This window comes from Marinomonas sp. ATLA20, assembly GCF_057180105.1.
In genome coordinates this window covers 23,939-43,490 of record NZ_JBXUKU010000009.1, presented here as the reverse complement: position 1 = coordinate 43,490, position 19,552 = coordinate 23,939, and the positions used below count along the sequence as shown (strand labels likewise).

Genomic DNA, 19,552 nt, shown 5'->3' with positions numbered 1-19,552 from the left:
TTTAATTCAACGCTCCCTTTTATTTTATAACGCGGTAAAACAATAAAGAAATAACGCTACAACACTAACCATTAGATATATAACCTTTCACCACCAAAAACCTTACATAACTAATCATTAGACATAACAATAATTTGAAATTATAAAATTACCGCTAAACGCTTATTTTTAGGGCGTTAACGCGCATTTTTGGAGCACTTAAAAACGTTCAATCTATTGATTAAAATGTGAATTTTTATATTTTTTTGAATTTTTTACATATTTCTCTATGTGTTTGTTTTGAGCACTTTTTTTGATGTTCTTATCTTTTATTATTCGCCTTTTGTGCTTTTTATTGATGTTTTTTCTATTTTCCTCTATTGCAACCCATCAAATATTTAATTACTACTGTATGAAGTTTTTCAAATCTTACAAAATTTAACGGGCTTTCAGGGAGGCGTTTATGAAACAACAATGGCAAGACAATATTCTCTTCGCTGAAAAATTGCGGAAGCAGTTACACGCTCATCCAGAACTTAGTTGGCAAGAAAATAACACCGCGTCTTTGGTTCGCAGCCAGCTTGATGAGTTAGGCATTCCTTGGCGTGCTTGTGCCGATACAGGTACTGTCGCTTGGTTGAACAAAAACGCCGAAGGCAAAGCGATTGCTTTGCGTGGAGATATGGATGCCTTACCCATTGACGAACAGACAGGCAAGGAATGGCAATCTGTCAATCAAGGCTGCATGCACGCTTGTGGTCACGATGGCCATACCGCAACACTGCTAGCAACGGCACGTTGGTTAAAACAATTTGAAGATGAGTTACCTCAGCCCGTGGTACTCATCTTTCAGCCAGCCGAAGAAGGTTTTCACGGCGCGCGTGAAATGATCAAAGACGGCGCGCTGGAAAATGTTGGAGAGATTTACGGTTGGCACAACTGGCCTGCTCTGCCTTACGGCACAATCGCTTGTCCTGACGATATTGTCATGTGCGGTAATGGTACTTTCAGCATGGAATTCAAAGGCCGCGGCGGGCACGCTAGCCAACCAGAACTGTGCGCTGATCCATTATTGGCAGCAAGCGCTGTAAACGTTGCATTGCAACAAATCGTCAGTCGACGCATTGCTCCGCAAGCCACAGCGGTGATCAGTGTCACGCAAATACACGGTGGAACCGCGCCAACGGTGATTCCAGAAACAGCGACATTAAGCGGTAGCATTCGTGTTCCCGACGAAGACACTCGGCAAAAGATCAACCAGCAAATTTCTGAAGTAGCCACCTACACCGCAGCGGCCTACGGTGTGAAAAGCACGATCGAGCATGACATGCGCTACCAGGCAACGATTAACCATAAAGTCCAAGCGACATACGCGAGAGAAATTTGGCAATCCCTTTATGGCGAGCAAACACTTAATCATGGACAAGCCTTGCCTATCATGGCGTCGGAAGATTTTAGCTATTACCTACAAGCTATTCCCGGTGCGTTTGCTCTGATTGGCAGCGACGATGGCGAAGGCCATAACGTGTCTTGCCACAGCCCACATTACGATTTCAATGATCGCTTGATTGCTGATGTCTGCCGTTGGTTTTGCCAACTTGCCGGCCTTACCGATCAATCACTACCAAAGCACTGACTGCAACAGTAACAACCCAAAAACCCGAACCAAAGGTCATAGAGATAAGACCTTTTGAGGAGACGTTATGACTATTTTCGAACAACGAGAATCCAATATTAGAGCTTACGCTCGCACGTACCCAACGGTTTTTGTTACGGCAAAAAACGCTCGCCAAATTGACGAAGACGGCAAGGAATACATCGACTTTTTCGCCGGCGCTGGGGTACTGAACTTTGGTCACAATAATCCACACATGAAAGAAGCCATGATCGATTACATGCAAAAAGATGGCGTGCTTCACAGTTTGGATATGCAAACCCAAGCCAAAGCCCAATTTATGCAGAAGTTTACCGACGTTATTCTTACTCCAAGAAATATGCCTCATCGCATGCAATTCATGGGGCCAACAGGCACTAACGCAGTAGAAGCCGCGATGAAGCTGGCGCGTAATGCAACTGGACGCCACAATATTGTCGCCTTTAGCCAAGGCTTTCACGGCATGACCTTGGGTGCGTTAGCAGCGACCGCCAACGAATATTTCCGTCAAGCTTCCGGCGTGCCTTTGCTGCATGTCAGCCATGAATTATTCGATCAAGAACACGATCAAGAAACGTCACTTGCGGCGTTAGACGCACTAGCGAGCCAATACCGTGATCCATCTAGTGGTATTAAACCACCAGCGGCCTTCATGGTAGAAACCATCCAAGCGGAAGGCGGCGTCAATGTTGCTAGTAAAACGTGGATGCAAAAGTTGGAAAAACTCGCCAAAGAGTTTGGTTCAGTGCTGATCGTTGATGATATTCAAGTCGGTTGCGGCCGTACGGGATCCTATTTCAGTTTTGATGACATGGGCATCAGCCCAGACATCATTACCTTGGCCAAAGGCATTGGTGGCGCAGGTACACCGATGGCAATGAACTTGGTGCATCCTGATTTGGACAAACATTGGTCGCCGGGCGAACACACTGGCACCTTCCGCGGTCAGAACTTGTCCTTCGTCGCCGGTGAGGTCGCATTAAGCTACTTTGAAGACGATAAACTGATGAAAGAAGTCGTCGATAAAGTCAAAACCGTTCGTAGCGCACTAGAACCCTTAGTAAGCGAGAACAGCGCCAAAGAACTACGCGGCAAAGGCCTGATTCTAGGTTTGGATATGGGCAGCGGTGAAGTGGCCGCCAAAGTTGTGCAACGTTGCTTCAAGCAAGGTTTGATGCTCGGGGCCTGTGGCAGCGGCGGTCGCGTCTTGAAGATTATTCCACCATTAACCATCCCTGATGCTGACTTGATAGAAGGCTTAGATATTTTAAAAGACGCTGTCCGTTTTGTAATGGAGGAAGCCGCATGATTGAACGTGATGATATGACTTTTACCTTTGCTGAGTACCAACGCCGCCTGGGTGAATTACGCGCTCGCATTGCCGAGCGCCGCTTGGATGCGATTGTGATCACAGACCCTGAGAACATCGCGTATTTAACGGATTATCAGACTACTGGCTACTCCTTCTTTCAGGCGTTAGTGATTCCGCTCGAAAAAGAGCCTTTCATGATCACCCGAGCGTTGGAAGAATCTAATATATTTGCTCGCACATGGGTTGAACTCACTCGACCTTATCCAGATACAGGCGATGCAATTCAAATGCTAGTGGATGCGCTTCGAGAATTTGGTTTGGCAGACAAACGCATTGGTTATGAACGCAATAGCTACTTCTTCCCAGCTTACCAGCAAGATTGCATTCACACGACATTGAAAAACGCCAAGTTAATGGACTGTTTCGGCATCGTCGAAGAAGGCCGAATCTGTAAGTCTCAAGAAGAAATCATGGTAATGCGCCGTGCTGCATTGGCGACAGAAGCCGGTATGAAAGCCGGTATTGAGATCTGTCGCCCAGGCATTACGGAAAACGAAATTGGTGCAGAAATCGCGGCGGCCATGTTCCGTGCGGGTGGTGAAACGCCTGCAGTCATGCCCTACGTGACTTCTGGGCCACGAAGCATGATAGGTCATGCTACTTTCGAAGGTCGAACGGTTCAACCGAATGAACACGTCTTTTTGGAAGTCGGTGGCTGTTATCGTCGTTATCACACCGCCATGATGCGTACTGTGATTCTTGGCGAATTATCCGATGCCATGTATCAATCCCAAGAAATCATGAAGCGCGCGCTCAATGAAATACATCGCGTGGTGCAGCCGGGTATGACAGTGTCGGACGTGGATAACATGGTACGAAACATCATTATGGACAACCAAGTCGGCGCCAGTTTGATCACTCGCTCTGGCTACTCCATCGGCATCGCCTTCCCACCAAGCTGGGATGAAGGCTATATCATCAGCTTGAAACAAGGTAATTCAGCGGTACTAAAACCGGGTATGACTTTCCATATGATTCCATGGATGTGGGGCATTGAAGGCGATAAAACCTGCGGTATTTCCGATACTATTGAAATTACCGAAGATGGCTGTCGCTCTTTCTTTAACATGGATCGTGACTTTACGGTGAAATCCGGCGTGGCAGTGCCTCAGGAAAAGAAAGCTATTGACCTGTCCAGCACCTTGCCAACAAAAGAGGAAGTCAAAAAGTCCAAATCGAACACCAAGCAAACCGAGAAAGCGGCGAGCTAATTAGGAGGTGACTATGTTAACAGCAGCCAAACTAGAAACTGCAGCCCTTGAAAGCATTAACCCTACAACAGGGCAAGCCTTACCTTCATGTGCCGCGTTGTCACTTGATGAAGCACGCTCCGCCATCGATAAGGTGGCGGCAGGCTTCTCGGAATGGAAGGCGAAAAGCTTTCCAAAGCGAGCGGCTATATTAAAAGCCGTTGCAGCGTCAATGCGAGAAAACAAACACGAGCTGGCCGATTTAATGGCTCTAGAAATGGGTAAGCCAATAAAAGAAGGCGTTGCTGAAGTCGAGAAAAGTGCGTGGTGTGCAGAATATTATGCCGACAACGGTGAAGCGTTTCTAACACCTGAAAGCTTAGAGTCGGACGCGAGCCACAGCTATGTGCAATACCCTCCTCTTGGTACGGTGTTGGGCATCTTGCCTTGGAACGCACCGGTTTGGTTGGCATTACGCTTTTTGGCACCTGCCTTGATGGCGGGTAATACTTGCGTGCTAAAAGCCGATCCAAATGTGCCTGCCACAGCCAAAAAATTGGTGGAATGTTTTTATCAAGCTGGCGTACCCGAAAACGTCGTCGCAAACTTAGCCGTCGACAACTCGGTGGCGAGTAAAATGATCGACCATCCGCAAGTAAAAGCCGTGTCTTTTACCGGCTCAAGTAAGGCGGGACAATCCATTGCTTCACAAGCGGCAGCGGGATTAAAACCAGCCGTCTTAGAGCTTGGCGGTTCTGATCCTTGCATTCTGATGGCTGATGCAGATTTGGAAAAAGCCCTCGATATTATTACGCTGTCACGGATGATTAATGCGGGGCAATCTTGTATCGCCGTAAAACGCCTGTTTGTCGAAAAATCGATTTATAACGAAGTCTGTGAAGCACTGCGTGAACGCTTTAGCAAACTTAAATGTGGTGATCCAAGAGACGAAAGTAATAATCTAGGGCCATTGGCGAGAGAAGATTTGCGAGATCAATTACATCGCCAAGTATCTGCAAGCATCGACGCGGGTGCACGCTGTTTAACTGGCGGCGACTTACCTTCGCGCTCGGGCTTTTTCTATCCGCCGACGTTATTGGTTGATGTAAAACCTGGCATGACAATATTTGAAGAAGAGACCTTTGGCCCAGTGCTCAGCGTGACGCCGATTGATACGATAGATCAAGCGCTGGAATTGGCGAACGACACAGAATATGGCTTAGGCGCCAGCATTTGGACGAGCAACCAAGTGGCCATAGATAGAGCCATTGAGACCCTAGAGTCAGGCCAAATTGCTGTGAACGGTATCGTAAAAAGCGACCCAAGACTGCCATCTGGCGGGATTGGTAAGTCTGGTTATGGTCGTGAACTTGGCCCGCAAGGCATACGGGAGTTTGTTAACGTACAGCAGATTTGGATTGCTTAACACTATATTGCTATCATGTTTAACACTCAGTAAAAGAGCCTCCCTTGAGGCTCTTTTTGTATGTGAACAACCCTTAAAAAAGTAACAAGAGTAATGAGCATGGAACCGCTGCCATATTTGAAAACCATCGAACTTAAAAGAGATTTAATCGACTCTTTTGAGGTTTACCCTTTCTCTATCCCTGCGGTAAAGGAACTGGATTTTATTGAGTTCGATAAAGCTGTGACTATTTTTGTTGGGGAAAACGGCAGTGGTAAATCCACCTTGCTCGAAGCCATTGCAGTCAGTCTTGGCTTCAACGCAGAAGGCGGCACCAAAAACTTCAACTTCGGTACACGCAGTACTCATTCGGATCTACATAGCTACCTTCGCCTTTCGAAATCCTTTAAACGCTACCGAGATGGTTTTTTTCTGAGAGCAGAAAGTTTCTATAACGTGGCTACCAATATTGATGAATTAGATGAAGACCCCTCGCCAGGACCATTTATTAAAGATAGCTATGGCGGAAAGTCGCTACATCATCAATCTCATGGTGAATCTTTTCTAGCTCTTATGTTGAAGCGTTTTGGTGGAAATGGGCTTTATCTCCTTGACGAGCCAGAAGCCGCGCTTTCACCAACAAGACAACTTGCTGTATTAAGTCGAATGCACCAACTGATAAACCAACAATCTCAGTTCATCATAGCAACACATTCACCCATTCTGATGGCGTATCCGGGTGCGAAAATTTACCAAATCGATAAAACTGGTATTTACCCAGTAAAATACAAAGACACCGAACATTACGGAGTGACAAGGGCCTTCCTAAACAACCCTGAGCCAATGCTGAAAGAACTGTTTTCATAGGATTAGTTTGTCACCTCGCGAAAGCTGTTTTTAAATTGGATTCCAAATCATATCGAATCCTCAGAAAACTACCTTCCTCTATCATTACTACATAATTTGTTATGTACCAGAATATAGAATTTGCATATTTGTGCAAATTCTATATTCTGGTAAAAGTTTTCCTTCTCCTTTTATAACAACAATTATTTAGAGCAAAACGAGATAGCGTATGACCAACACCATTCAAACCCTAAGTCCAAAGCAGCTAAACAGTCTTTCAAATACAAAGTTAATTCATCAGAACCCTTTATTTGGTAACAAATTAAGCAGCCGTGATGATTTAAAGCAAGCCGTATTGGACTTTTACCAACCTTTAAAACCTTGGTTTTCTGAAGGTAATACGCGTTTATTGCTTGGGGTTGGGGCAACGCATTACGATCAAACTGCAGCTGAGATGGAAGCCTTTGTACGACCGTTATGGGGCATAGTTCCCTTACTAGCAGGAGGTTATGAGTTTGAAGATTCTACTATTTTTGTTGAGGGTTTTATTAATGGTACCGACCCCACCCACCCTGAATATTGGGGCAACGCAGGCCGTTATGATCAACGCTTAGTTGAAATTGCAGGTATTGCTTTTGCCTTGCTCCTCACCCCTGAGCATTTTTGGGAACCTCTCAGCGAGACACAAAAATCAAATTTAGCCACATGGGTATTACAAATAAATGAACAACCTATACCCAATAACAACTGGTTATTCTTTCGAATACTGGCCAATTTAGCTCTACGTCATGTGGGCGCAACATGGTCAGAAACGCATATTATAGAATCCATACAGCATATTGATGAATTCTATATTGAAGATGGCTATTACCGTGATGGGTTATGCAACCAACTTGATTATTATTCGCCAATGGGGCTGCATTTTTATGGATTAATCTTTGCCAAAGTGGCAGGTGATATATACCCAGAAGCAGCTAAACGATTTCGAGATCGGGCGCGCAAATTTGCAGCTGACTTTCAGTATTGGTTTGATAGTAATGGCGCTGCCATTCCATTTGGACGATCTATGACCTATCGCTTTGCCCAAGCGGCATTTTGGTCGGCCTGTGCTTATGCCGATGAAGAAGTTTTACCTTGGGGACGTATAAAACATATATTGCTACAGCATTTACGTTGGTGGTCGAAGCAACCCATGTGCGACCGAGACGGTGTTCTTTCTGTGGGATACAGCTACCCCAATTTGTTAATATCTGAATCTTATAATGCGCCCGGCTCACCTTATTGGGCCTTAAAAACCCTGTTGGTATTGGCCTTACCTGATACTCATGCATTTTGGCTGGCAGAAGAAGAAGCCTCCTCAACTCAGCCCCAAGGTCGAATTGATAGCCCAGCAGCGGGCTTTATTGTCCGTAAAACATTAGCAGACACGGTGGCATTAACTGGTGGACAAGACGGTTTTGAACACCGCTGCCATGATGCAAAATATGCGCGCTTCGCTTACTCAAGTGCCTTTGCTTTTTCGGTTGCCAGTGATCATCAATATAAAAACCGTCCCGATTTTAGTGCCGTTGATAATGGTTTAATGATCAGCCGAGATGGTCTATCTTGGCTGTCTCGTAGTCGCATCACTGAAGCTGGATATGAAGATGGTTTGGTTTGGGGTCGCTGGCAACCCGACGAAAATTTAGAAATTACCAGTTGGCTTGATTTTGCCAATGACGGCTGGCATCTGCGTTTGCATAAAATTACCACTGGGACTGACATTCAACTTGCCGAAGGCGGATTTTCAGTGAGTCGAGCTGGTTACGACATTCTGCCAAATCCATTCGATACATCACGTTTTGGGCAACAGCCTTTCATTCGCTCAGCGTCTTTGGTTTCCGGTATTATTAACTTAGTAGGCAAACGCTCCGAAGAAATAATTTTATCGGCACCTAATACGCATTTACTCTTCCCCCGTTCTGTTTTTCCAAGACTGGTTGGAACCATAGCTGCAGGTACAACGTGGTTGGCCACAGCGGTGTACGGGCACAACATGGGAGCATTAACTGAAGCTCAGCCAAAGAACATACCCAAGCTACAAATTTCAAAATCATTTGCTACTAAATGCAAACTGCATAATATTGACCTTAATTAATGCACCCAAGGAATTTAACGTGAATAAAAAAACCAAACTGATTAGCCAAGAAACCGATTCATTGGCAAATCCCCTGCAAAACCAAGGAAAGGTCACGCTTAAAGAAATCGCTAAGGCTGCAGATGTTTCCATTAGTACTGTGTCTCGAGCTTTAAAAGGTGGCAGAGGTATTTCTAAATCCGTCAATGACCGTATTCAAAATGTGGCTGACCAGCTTGGTTACTCTGGCATTTCAGTACCGGATGTAAGGGTGCATATTTTGTCTACCATGAATAAAACGGAAGTCGGTCATGTGGAATTTATTCAGGGATTAATGACTGGCATAAACGCCGAATGTAAAGCGCTGGCGATTGTGCCGACCCTTTCAATGGTGCATCAAGGCCAGCATGAGTTATTGAGTTCAACAGATAAGGGCAAGCGACAAGCCTACCTGATATTGTCCTTTCAAGATGAAGATTTACTCAATCAACTCACAGAGAAAAACATTCCTGCCGTATTAGTGAACGGTTTTGATCCTTTGATGCGTATTGTTGCTGTGGCGCCCGCAAACCGTTTGGGTGGCCGTTTAGCGGTACAACATTTGATTGATCATGGTCATCGTAAAATTTTGAATATGACCAGCACAGATAGATCGACAATCTGTCAGCGACTGGATGGCTTTAAAGAAGGTTTAGCACAAGCGAATTTAACTTTTGATCCTGAGTTGGTAATTGACCTTGAAGCCATGCGCACTGATATTGCCTATATGGCAATGAAAAAACGTTTACAGGAAAAAGGCGGAGCCGATTTTACCGCCGTCCAATGCTGTAACGACTCAGTGGCCTTTGGCACAATGACAGCACTACTGGAAAGCGGTTTTCGGATACCGGAAGATATTTCCATTATCGGCTTTGATGATATACCCACCGCCTCAATGGCATCCAGTCCATTAACCACCATTCATGTAGGCCGAGAAGCATTAGGAGCATTATCAGTGAAACGATTGATGGAGCAAATGCGCAACCCTGATGATGCCAAAACCTATACGGAATGCGCTGTTAAATTAGTACAACGCGCGTCTACAGGGCCAGTAAAAAACTGATTCGCAAATCTGGCCCTATTGAATGCTCATGGTCAACTTGGTTTGCTTAGTGGAAATAAGCACCCGATAAAGGGTATCTGGCCACGACGCCAATAACCGTGAGTCTTGAATAGGGAGAATATCGAGCCTGATGTTGTCAACCCCAGTTAATGCAATATGAGCAAAATTAGGTAAGACTATTTCATCAATATTTACCCTAGGTTTAACCGAAAACATAAGCGAGAGTACGACTTCACCTTTATTTTGCATTGCTGCGGCAAAATCAACATTATCCTCTATTTCAATACCTTGATTTTTGAGAAGGGTCACTCTTCTTTGATAACGGTTAATTTGCGCAGCAACAGGATAAGCAGAAGCTAAGTCCATAACCATTGAGGCACTATTTTCGTCCAGCATCACATCAATATTAGTCGCTTTGTATTCCGCCCCGTTCGATTGCATCACACCATTGAAGGTTGGCAGGTTATGATAAGCCGACTGCATAGTCCAAATATCATAGCGCTGAGCTGAAAAGGTTTTCGAGGTATAGTTTTCGCAACCCACATCGATTAATAAAGGCTTGGCATTTTTGTATAAAATAAGGTTACCCACATCGTTATGGTTGTGACCACTGTTATCGTTTGAACCGGCTTTTACCATTAAATTAAAATTGACGTCCCGTGTCACAAGCAATCCAATACTAGGAAAAAACTTGTCTTCAATTTTCCCACTCTTATCTGCGGACCTGTGTTGATAAGCATCAATATCCGCCGCTACAAATATGGCCTGTAGTCGTTGTAATAAGCTGATTTCTTTAGGTAAACAATGCTGCATTTGTTGTTGCCAAACACCGGCGGCGTAATCTTTAAGCCTTACCGATTGAAGCTGTTCTGCAAATATATATTCTCGTGCACCTAGCGCTTCTATCTCGGCGGGGCAGTCGGAATAATTAAAGTAGCGGCCTGGGGTTATTTGCAAATAAGCAATAAATTCAGCAATATTTTTAATCTTGCTTTTAGCCCATAAGCCCTTATAAGCGGCGGGAGCAACGCGAGACAAAATATGCAAGCAACTTAATAAACACAGCCCCGCATGATGGTAATAATAAGCCCCTTCATCGCTGGCACCATCTTCGCCATAATCTTTCATAAAGGCATCAAGACTCAAGGCCGCTTTGCAGATTACCGCTTTACGAATGGCTTGACTAAAAGGACGACTAAAGGCGGTCACTAACACATTTTGGGTACACCAAACTGTCCAGTTATTCATCCGCTCCCCCCCCTTTCCCATCCACCAAAAATGCTGCTGTAGATAAGGTTGAATAATACGAGTATCTAGCTCTCGTTGTATACGGTCAGTAATTTCTGTGTCGATAGCCCTAAAACCACCTTCCAATAAACTTGCTACCAAGGCTAATTGAGCGCCCGTTTCCGCACTAAACAGATCAACTACAGGTTTGTTATTCTTAGGCAAGGGGTCACATGCTTGATCACGCACATAACTATTGTGAGCGGGTAATTGCCAACCACTCTCTTCACAAATAGAAAACACGGCATCTAGAATATCGTTCATATACAGATCCGTATCCTCAACACATTGTGCTAAAACCAAGCCATTTAACTGGTTGCGACGGGCGAAATACGGCTGTTCATAATTAATCCTATTGCCTTGCTGGGTATATTGCAGGTACAAGCTCATGGGCAAAGAAGGCCAAACTTGGGCTTTACTCTCCTTACCTTGTTGTCGCAGTTCTGCTTTTATGTATTCAGGCAATTGGGTCCAATAGGCTCTATCTTCTTGACGTGGAGCAACGTAATAATCGCCTAAGGTCTCTGGCAAATTTGTTAATAGTTCATAAAACATATTTTTACCCTACTTCTAAGTCCGGCAATTAAAACCAGCCTAACGATGACTTTTGAAAATACCAGTAAGTTGTCTTGGGCTTGGCGCTTTAATGTGCGACTTGCTCTAAAACCTAAAGCACAATCCCACTGCGCCTTCCTTCCCTAACATATATTTCATTGTCTACTGAGGCAAAATAAGTAACAAGTCAATTCTATGCAAATTTTATTTTATTTGTTATTTTTTTGCATAAATAAGAAAATTATTTTTCATTTGATCTTTTGCATTCATAATTGTATATTCTAAAAAATGCAAAAATAAATATAACAAGTCATTAATAAACAGATCTGTTTCAACACCCAAAAGTTGTAGCTAAATGCAATTTAGCGTGTGGGTATAGATCTGACGGAGAAATTTATGCCGGCACAATCTACGCTAGATAATACTGATCAAGCCTCAAGAAAGGCTCAGTTATCCTCAAACAGACGTAAGCGAAAAATCCGACAAGCACTTGTCGCATACTCTTTTATTGCACCTAATTTTATTGGTTTTCTTGCCTTTACCATGGGGCCCATTATTTTCTCTTTTGGTTTAGCTTTTATGCATTGGGATGGTTCTAATCCAATGCAATTTGCAGGCTTAACCAACTTCTTTAGGCTTTTTAGTGATAGTGCTTTTATTGATGCGTTCTGGAATACAATCGTTTACACGGCATTCTCGGTGCCGCTAACGATGGCTTGTGCATTAGGTCTTGCCTTGTTACTCAATCAAAAATTAATTGGAAGAAACTTCTTTAGAACCGCCATGTTTTTCCCCTATGTCGCTTCCTTGGTAGCTGTTGCCGTGGTTTGGAATATGCTGTTTAACCCAGATATGGGACCAGTAAACATGATTCTTTACACCATAGGCATTGATCCCGAAAACCTACCAGGCTGGGCGGCCGACCGCCATTGGGCCATGGCTACTGTTATATTTTTCGGTATTTGGAAAAGTATGGGGTATTACATGGTTATTTATTTAGCTGGCTTACAAGGAATTAATACCGATCTGTATGAAGCGGCAGAAATGGACGGCGCAGGTGCTTGGCAGAAGTTTATTAATATCACTCTGCCACAATTAGCACCTACAACCTTTTTTGTGTCCGTCATGCTCACCATTCAATCCTTTAAAGTATTCGATCAAATTCTGTTGCTTACCGAAGGTGGACCTGGCACATCAACACTTGTGCTTGTTTACCATATTTATAATGAAGCCTTTATTTCGTGGGATTTAGGTTACTCCAGTATGGTTGCCCTAGTGCTTTTCTTGCTTGTGCTCACCATTACGATCGTTCAATTCCGTTATTCAAATAATGATGATTAAACTTGCCGTATAGGACTACCTAAGATGAAATTAATAATTAAAAAGAAACACCTTCATCGATTCTTACTTTATGCGATTGCTATCGCCATAACAGCCATAATGATTTTACCTTTTTTATGGATGCTATCGGCTTCATTAAAGTTAACCAGTGATGTTTTTACCTTTCCAATAGAATGGATTCCAAAAGAACCTGTATGGCAAAACTACATCGATATTTGGAAAAAAATCCCATTAGCCTTGTTTGTATTTAATACGGCTAAACTGACCATCATAGTTACGATACTGCAATTGTTTACATCGAGCTTTGCGGCTTACGCTTTTGCAAAACTTAAGTTTCCTTATCGTAATACGTTGTTTTTGATTTATATCGCGACTATCGCTATGCCATGGCAAGTGTATATGGTGCCGCAATTTTTGTTGATGCGGGAACTGGGGCTAAACAACACCCATTTAGCTTTAATTTGTTTGCAAGCATTTACCGCTTTCGGTGTCTTTTTGATGAAGCAATTTTACTCCGGCATACCTGATGAATTGTGTGAAGCGGCTCGAATTGACGGTATGAATGAATATCAAATTTGGCGTCAAATTATGTTGCCACTATCACTACCTGCGCTTTCTACCCTAACTATTTTCACCTTCGTTACCACTTGGAACGACTTTTTAGGACCCATGATTTACTTAACACGCACCGAACTGAAAACCATTCAAATTGGCTTACGAATGTTCATTTCGGAGTTCTCGGCAGAATACGGACTCATCATGGCAGCGTCTGTTGTTTCGCTTATTCCAGTACTGGTTGTATTCCTATCGTTACAGAGGTTTTTCGTAGAAGGCGTCGCCTCCAAAGGACTTAAGGGTTAATTATGATTAATAAAGCACAAACATTTGATCTTGCTATGATCAATGATGATGAAACGGCACAAGCCATTGATATTGCGATAAAACAGATTATCCGTAATTTACCTGAGTTCACCTATTCATCACAGAATCATTCTAGTGTGAACAATTTCTATCCTCAGGTAGACAATGTGCAATGGACATCAGGTTTCTGGCCTGGTTTGATCTGGCTAGCATATGAACACATAGGTGATAAACGCCTTCAATTTGCAGGACAAATCCAAGCCCAGAGTTTTTTGCATAGAATACAGCACCGCATTGAAACCGATCATCACGATATGGGCTTCCTTTACACACCTAGCTGTGTGGCCGCTTGGAAGTTGGTTGGTGATTCAGATGCCAGACAGGCCGCTATTTTTGCAGCAGACCAATTATTGGATAGATACCAATCGATCGGCCAGTTTATACAAGCTTGGGGCAATATGAGTGATCCAGCTAATTATCGTTATATCATTGATGCCTTGATGAACTTGCCCTTGCTGTATTGGGCCAGCGCTGAAACTGGAGACTCAAAATATAAAGACATCGCCAAGTTGCACGCTCAAACAACGCTGAATAATTCAATACGTCCTGATAGCTCAACTTACCATTCATTTTATATGGACCGTCAAACGGGCGAACCTTTGTATGGCGCAACTGTGCAAGGCTATAAAAATGATTCAGCTTGGGCTCGTGGTCAAGCATGGAGCGTTTATGGAATGGCCTTATGCTATAAGCATGAAAAAGATGACGGTTACCGCGACGCGTTCGAACGAGTATTAGCCTTTTATTTACAACGTTTACCTGACGACCTTGTACCCTACTGGGATTTAACCTTTATGGAAGGTAATGAGCCAAAAGACTCTTCGTCAGCCTCTATCGTTGCTTGCGGTTTATTAGAAATGGCATCTCTTGTAGAAGAAGATCTTGCTCAGCAATACAAAAAGCTAGCACGACAAATAATCAAAAGTGTGTTTGATAATTACGCCGTAAAAGATCCCAAAATGTCCAATGGTTTAGTTTTACATGGCACCTACTCCAATGGCAGTCCATTTAATACTTGTTTTGAAGAAGGGGTTGATGAGTGCTTATCTTGGGGAGATTACTACTACCTAGAAGCCCTTACTAGACTGTCATTTGACTGGAAGTCGTACTGGTAATGCCATACTACTTGTTAGTAATTTGTCGACATTATTCAATTTTAGGAGGCCCATAGTGCCTGGAATTCTACTGAGAAATATCAATAAAACTTTCAACGAAACGACAGTAGTAAATAATATTAATTTAGAAATCAAAGACAAAGAATTTCTAATTTTGGTTGGGCCTTCTGGTTGTGGAAAATCCACTACTTTACGAATGATTGCTGGTTTAGAGGAAATCTCCGGTGGTGAGCTTTGGATAGATGACAATATAGTCAATGAAGTGGAATCCAAAGATAGAGACATTGCCATGGTGTTTCAAAATTACGCCTTGTACCCACATATGACCGTATTTAAAAATATGGCGTTTGGATTACAACTAAGAAAAATCTCAGAAAAAATCATTGAAGAGAAAGTCCATCAAGCTGCAGAAACTCTCGATATCACCCATTTACTCAATCGTAAGCCAAGAGCTCTTTCGGGTGGTCAAAGACAGCGAGTAGCACTAGGCCGAGCTATGGTTCGTGACCCTAATATTTTCCTGCTTGATGAGCCGCTTTCCAATTTGGACGCCAAACTTCGTACTACTATGCGCGCTGAAATTACCAAACTGCATAAGCGGTTAGATTCGACCTTTATTTATGTAACCCACGACCAAGTAGAAGCCATGACCATGGCGGATCGTATTGTGGTAATGAAAGATGGCGATATTTTACAAGTAGATACACCGCAAAATTTATACGATCACCCAGTTAATATGTTTGTCGCTGGCTTTATTGGTGCGCCAGAAATGAACATGTTTAAGGTCAAAATCGAAAAAAATGCCTCAGGGTTAGTGGCGAAATTCCATAATTTTGAGTTTAGCATTCCAAATGAAGATCGCTTTGCGCCCATCTCAAATTATATTGATAGTGAATTAGTGTTGGGCATACGTCCTGAGAATTTTTACGACGCTAAACCATTCGATGTACCAGATCATCAGCTTACTCAATTGGTTGCAACCGTCGACTTAGTCGAACCAATGGGAGCTGAAATCCATTTTAATCTAATAGTGCATGACCATAAGCTAGTGGCTAAATTATCTTCCCGTTGCACTTCTGTAGAAGGGGATAACTTACCCTTATTCATCGATATGGCCAGCGCTCACTTTTTTGATCCTATGACTGAAAACTCTGTTTTAAGCCATAAAATCGAGGGGTAAAGACATGTCATGGTTTGCTAACTATTTTACCAAAGAAGGTGCAGGAATCCCCAAAGATGAGCCAGTCAAAGTTGGCTTGCCTTTGCTGTTAAGCATAGTCAAAAGAGAGTGGTTAGAGCTTGTTAAGCTCAACCTCTTGTTCTTATTAGTAGCACTACCTATTGTTACCATTCCTGCGGCCTATTTGGCGAGTGTAAAAGTAAACCTGTCTTTTATTGCCGATAAAAATGTGTATTTAGGTCGAGAATTTTTCCGTAGCCTGCGACGACAATTCATACGCGCTTCGGCCTACTCCATGGTGTTTTTATGTTTGATAACCATTGGTATTATCACGACACGATTTTACCTTACCAACATAAAGGCTAATTTCACGTTTATCTTTCTAGGAACAACATCCGCTGCGGTTAGCGTCTTTATCACTCTAGTCGCCATAAGTTTTGTTACTGCATTGGCAGTCAATGAAAAACTCACCTTTGTAGCATTAATGAAGGTCGCTACTACAGCCATATTATTAAAACCTGTTTTCCCCTGTTTAGGGTTGATCGCTCTAATATTACTTTGGTTAACCCATTTTATTTTTTATCCCGTGTCTGTTTTTATGCCGATATTATTTAACTTTTCTGTCGGCACTTTGATTCTTACCTTTTCAACTCTGAAAGGTGTGAATGAGGCTTTGGCTGTACTAGAAAAGAACTAAAGCTTCAATGCGTTTTCGTTTATATGTGAACCATAATAATTACAAGAGGAAGCAAATATGAAAGCATCAAAACTGATCACTAAAGCCAAACTCGCCATCGCTGTCGGTGTCTTGGGCGCGGCTGGACTCTTATCATCAACCGCTAATGCCGAAAACATCGAATTAAACTGGGCACTTTGGAATTACAATTCTGAGCCATACTATAGTCAAATTATCTCTGCCTATGAAGCTAAACATCCTAATGTAAAAATCAAATATACTGATTTAGGTTCGGCCGATTACCCTCAAATGCTAACCACTCAATTAACAGGTGGCGCGGATGATCTCGACATACTCACCATTAAAGATGTGCCTTTATACGCCACATTGATTAGTAAAGGATCAATGACGAACCTTAATGATTTTGTAAAAAAAGAAAATATCGATACCAAGGCCTATTCTGGCCTAGTGGATTCGATTACCGTAGATGGTAATTTATACGCCATGCCCTATCGTTCTGATTTTTGGTTAGTTTATTATAACAAAGACATTTTCGACAAAGCTGGTATTAAATACCCAACTAACGATATGACCACAGAAGCTTATGACGCCTTAGCAACAAAAGTGACCAGTGGATTTGGCGCTAAAAAAGTCTACGGATCTGTCTTCCATACTTGGCGTTCAACTGTGCAGTTAAATGGCATTTTAGATGGCAAACACACTCTTGCTGATGGTGATTATAAATTTTTAATCCCATCGTATGAACGAGCAGTCACACTACAAGATAAAAAAGTTGTTCCTTCATATGGCTTTTTAAAAACAACTAAAACCCATTACTCTGGCCCATTCTTTAATAGCACCCTTGCCATGTTGCCAATGGGAAGCTGGTTTATAGGATCACAAATTGCTAAAGTTAAATCAGGTGAATCAAGCGCATCAAACTGGGGATTGGTAAAATACCCTCATCCTAAAGGTGTACAAGCTGGTACAACGGCTTCTACCATCACCAGCCTTGCGGTTAACTCTAAGTCTAAACATCAGCAAGCCTCAATGGACTTTATTAAATTCGTTTCTGGACCAGAAGGAGCTGCAATCATAGCTCAGTCAGGTATTTTTCCAGCCTTACGAACTGAAACAGTTATTGACACTATTGTGGCAAAAGAGGGTTTCCCGAAAGACCCACAAAGCAGAGAAGCATTAAAAACCGTACAAACCTATTTAGAAATGCCAGTTAATTTGAAGGCAGCGCAGATAGAATTAGTCTTGAATCGGTTTCATGATGAAATTATGACTGAAAATATATCGATTAAAGAAGGTATTGAAAGCATGAATAAAAATGTATCCCAGATTTTAAAGAAATAATATACTGAATTATCAATCAACATTTTGGTATTAACTGACAGCTGAGTATCTGCTGAAGGTTAATACCTTCTAAACTCAAATTATCACCTTAATAGAAATGACACGCATCTTCCTGATGAGGCTGAGAATACACTCACCGACAAGACAATAAAAAAAACATCAACGAATAAAAAAACAATATCAATACATTGTGATGTATTTGTGAGGAAAAATTCACCAGTAAAATACAAAGACACCGAACATTACGAAGTAACCAGAGCCTTCTTGAACAACCCTGATCCAATGTTGAAAGAACTGTTTTCAGATTAATGAATACTTAAAACTAACATTTTCAAGGCCTCCGAGTAGGCTGATTGCAACAGCCTGCTCGGAATTCTAAACAGATTACTCTTTTACATATTGTCGAAAGGCCGCCAAAGCGCCTTTTGCATCAACCTTTCGATCCGCTACCGAATCTAACCAAACTTGATCAATGCCTTTCGTCAACTTGCCCATCTCAATGACACGCGGATCATTTTTATCCAAGGTAACCACGTTTACGCCGTTTTCTTTCGCATAGGTAATTCCCTTGGTTGCATCTTCTTGCCAAGCTTTACCCGCCATACGCGAAAGCTTCTCTCCAGATACGCTCATAATCGCTTTTTGATCCTTTTCACTAAGCTGATCAAAAGTATATGGATTCATCACAATACTAAACACAGTGGTATAAAGACCATTCGGGAACAGCGTTAAATCACTTGTGACTTCCGCTAGGCGATAAGATTTTTGCTCACCCGTTGGCAAAAAAGTGCCTTCTACTATGCCTTGTTGCAGCATTTCATAAGACTTACTGGCTGGGGCGATAACAGGTGTCACATCTAAGCGTTTAGCAAGCTCATTGACCATACCGCCACCAAGCCTGATTTTCTTACCCTTTAAATCCTCTAAACTGTTAACAGGAAAAGTGGTTTGCATCTGCCCCGGTGCGTGAACAAACATACCCAGTAATGTCAGGCCATCGTATTCATTTGCAGATTTAAAGTATTCTTGCTGAACACGCCAAAGGGCACTGGAAGCGGAAGCCGCATCAATCGTTTCGCCAGGAATCTCGGCAATACTGGTCAGTAAAAAGCGCCCTGAAAGATAGGCATTCACACTAAATCCCACGTCGTAAATGCCATCTTCAACGCCGGAAAAAATAGATTTTGGATGGCCCGTGTAATTGATAATTTCTACATCCACTCGTCCTTCCGTTGCCTCTTTTACCCATTTCGCCCATGTCGGCCAAACCACCGCATTTTGTGGATTACTGTTTGGTGCCCAAGTCGCCACTCGCAATGTTGTCGTACTCTGAGCAAGAACAGCACTGCTCGCAACGCAGCCTAGCGCCAAACCCAAAAGTGTTGTTTTAATTTTTGACATTCGATTTTCCTCATTTTTTTATTGTTGTTTTACATTCCGAAATTCAAGAC

The 19,552-nt window shown here is 42.7% G+C and carries 15 protein-coding genes; 13 read left to right on the top strand and 2 right to left on the bottom strand.

Translation table 11 applies throughout. The annotated features are described in order from the left end of the window. Positions 1-442 precede the first annotated feature (442 nt). The 7 genes from doeB2 (at position 443) to AC2A4J_RS14915 (ending at position 9,664) form a co-directional block, all read left to right on the top strand. Positions 443-1,615 (top strand): N(2)-acetyl-L-2,4-diaminobutanoate deacetylase DoeB2, encoded by a 1,173-nt coding sequence (gene doeB2, locus AC2A4J_RS14945; RefSeq protein WP_484176600.1) that lies wholly within the window; start codon positions 443-445, stop codon positions 1,613-1,615. Between the two features lie 67 nt (positions 1,616-1,682). Then, positions 1,683-2,942: a diaminobutyrate--2-oxoglutarate transaminase gene (locus AC2A4J_RS14940; RefSeq protein ID WP_484176599.1), complete on the top strand. Its 1,260-nt coding sequence runs from the start codon at positions 1,683-1,685 to the stop codon at positions 2,940-2,942. Then, complete coding sequence (gene doeA, locus AC2A4J_RS14935; RefSeq protein ID WP_255828888.1) at positions 2,939-4,216, top strand: ectoine hydrolase; 1,278 nt, start codon at positions 2,939-2,941, stop codon at positions 4,214-4,216. Before AC2A4J_RS14940 ends, doeA begins: the two co-directional genes overlap by 4 nt. A 13-nt stretch (positions 4,217-4,229) precedes the next feature. After that, positions 4,230-5,621, top strand: coding sequence for an NAD-dependent succinate-semialdehyde dehydrogenase (locus AC2A4J_RS14930; protein ID WP_484176598.1), 1,392 nt, complete (start codon positions 4,230-4,232; stop codon positions 5,619-5,621). A 99-nt stretch (positions 5,622-5,720) separates the two neighbouring features. After that, positions 5,721-6,467: an AAA family ATPase gene (locus AC2A4J_RS14925; protein ID WP_484176597.1), complete on the top strand. Its 747-nt coding sequence runs from the start codon at positions 5,721-5,723 to the stop codon at positions 6,465-6,467. Positions 6,468-6,675: 208 nt separating this feature from the next. Next, positions 6,676-8,583 (top strand): DUF2264 domain-containing protein, encoded by a 1,908-nt coding sequence (locus AC2A4J_RS14920; protein WP_484176596.1) that lies wholly within the window; start codon positions 6,676-6,678, stop codon positions 8,581-8,583. A 19-nt stretch (positions 8,584-8,602) separates the two neighbouring features. Further along, positions 8,603-9,664 (top strand): LacI family DNA-binding transcriptional regulator, encoded by a 1,062-nt coding sequence (locus tag AC2A4J_RS14915; RefSeq protein ID WP_484176595.1) that lies wholly within the window; start codon positions 8,603-8,605, stop codon positions 9,662-9,664. Between the two features lie 15 nt (positions 9,665-9,679). On the opposite strand, the gene AC2A4J_RS14910 is transcribed toward AC2A4J_RS14915, so the two are convergent. Continuing rightward, complete coding sequence (locus AC2A4J_RS14910) at positions 9,680-11,506, bottom strand: heparinase II/III domain-containing protein (RefSeq protein ID WP_484176594.1); 1,827 nt, start codon at positions 11,504-11,506, stop codon at positions 9,680-9,682. Positions 11,507-11,902: 396 nt separating this feature from the next. On the opposite strand from AC2A4J_RS14910, the gene AC2A4J_RS14905 reads away from it, so the two are divergent. The 6 genes from AC2A4J_RS14905 to AC2A4J_RS14880 are packed head-to-tail and all read left to right on the top strand — an operon-like array spanning position 11,903 to position 18,101. Beyond that, complete coding sequence (locus tag AC2A4J_RS14905; protein WP_484176593.1) at positions 11,903-12,847, top strand: carbohydrate ABC transporter permease; 945 nt, start codon at positions 11,903-11,905, stop codon at positions 12,845-12,847. 24 nt (positions 12,848-12,871) lie between these two features. Then, positions 12,872-13,708 (top strand): carbohydrate ABC transporter permease, encoded by an 837-nt coding sequence (locus tag AC2A4J_RS14900; RefSeq protein ID WP_484176592.1) that lies wholly within the window; start codon positions 12,872-12,874, stop codon positions 13,706-13,708. A 2-nt stretch (positions 13,709-13,710) separates the two neighbouring features. Further along, the gene (locus AC2A4J_RS14895) at positions 13,711-14,883 is read left to right on the top strand and encodes a glycoside hydrolase family 88 protein (protein ID WP_484176591.1); all 1,173 of its coding nucleotides are present in this window, start codon (positions 13,711-13,713) and stop codon (positions 14,881-14,883) included. Between the two features lie 55 nt (positions 14,884-14,938). Next, entirely contained in the window at positions 14,939-16,063 is a 1,125-nt protein-coding gene (locus AC2A4J_RS14890) for an ABC transporter ATP-binding protein (protein WP_484176590.1), read from the top strand. Positions 16,064-16,067: 4 nt separating this feature from the next. Beyond that, the gene (locus AC2A4J_RS14885; RefSeq protein ID WP_484176589.1) at positions 16,068-16,760 is read left to right on the top strand and encodes a hypothetical protein; all 693 of its coding nucleotides are present in this window, start codon (positions 16,068-16,070) and stop codon (positions 16,758-16,760) included. Positions 16,761-16,817: 57 nt separating this feature from the next. After that, the gene (locus tag AC2A4J_RS14880; protein WP_484176588.1) at positions 16,818-18,101 is read left to right on the top strand and encodes an ABC transporter substrate-binding protein; all 1,284 of its coding nucleotides are present in this window, start codon (positions 16,818-16,820) and stop codon (positions 18,099-18,101) included. A 384-nt stretch (positions 18,102-18,485) separates the two neighbouring features. Here AC2A4J_RS14880 and AC2A4J_RS14875 read toward each other — a convergent pair whose 3' ends face one another. Then, positions 18,486-19,502: a TRAP transporter substrate-binding protein gene (locus tag AC2A4J_RS14875; protein WP_255828885.1), complete on the bottom strand. Its 1,017-nt coding sequence runs from the start codon at positions 19,500-19,502 to the stop codon at positions 18,486-18,488. Positions 19,503-19,552 lie beyond the last annotated feature (50 nt).

Coding starts and splice junctions, on each gene's coding strand:
- doeB2 (WP_484176600.1), top strand. CDS start 443: ATGAAACAACAATGGCAAGACAATATTCTCTTCGCTGAAAAATTGCGG.
- AC2A4J_RS14940 (WP_484176599.1), top strand. CDS start 1,683: ATGACTATTTTCGAACAACGAGAATCCAATATTAGAGCTTACGCTCGC.
- doeA (WP_255828888.1), top strand. CDS start 2,939: ATGATTGAACGTGATGATATGACTTTTACCTTTGCTGAGTACCAACGC.
- AC2A4J_RS14930 (WP_484176598.1), top strand. CDS start 4,230: ATGTTAACAGCAGCCAAACTAGAAACTGCAGCCCTTGAAAGCATTAAC.
- AC2A4J_RS14925 (WP_484176597.1), top strand. CDS start 5,721: ATGGAACCGCTGCCATATTTGAAAACCATCGAACTTAAAAGAGATTTA.
- AC2A4J_RS14920 (WP_484176596.1), top strand. CDS start 6,676: ATGACCAACACCATTCAAACCCTAAGTCCAAAGCAGCTAAACAGTCTT.
- AC2A4J_RS14910 (WP_484176594.1), bottom strand. CDS start 11,506: ATGTTTTATGAACTATTAACAAATTTGCCAGAGACCTTAGGCGATTAT.
- AC2A4J_RS14905 (WP_484176593.1), top strand. CDS start 11,903: ATGCCGGCACAATCTACGCTAGATAATACTGATCAAGCCTCAAGAAAG.
- AC2A4J_RS14900 (WP_484176592.1), top strand. CDS start 12,872: ATGAAATTAATAATTAAAAAGAAACACCTTCATCGATTCTTACTTTAT.
- AC2A4J_RS14895 (WP_484176591.1), top strand. CDS start 13,711: ATGATTAATAAAGCACAAACATTTGATCTTGCTATGATCAATGATGAT.
- AC2A4J_RS14885 (WP_484176589.1), top strand. CDS start 16,068: ATGTCATGGTTTGCTAACTATTTTACCAAAGAAGGTGCAGGAATCCCC.
- AC2A4J_RS14880 (WP_484176588.1), top strand. CDS start 16,818: ATGAAAGCATCAAAACTGATCACTAAAGCCAAACTCGCCATCGCTGTC.
- AC2A4J_RS14875 (WP_255828885.1), bottom strand. CDS start 19,502: ATGTCAAAAATTAAAACAACACTTTTGGGTTTGGCGCTAGGCTGCGTT.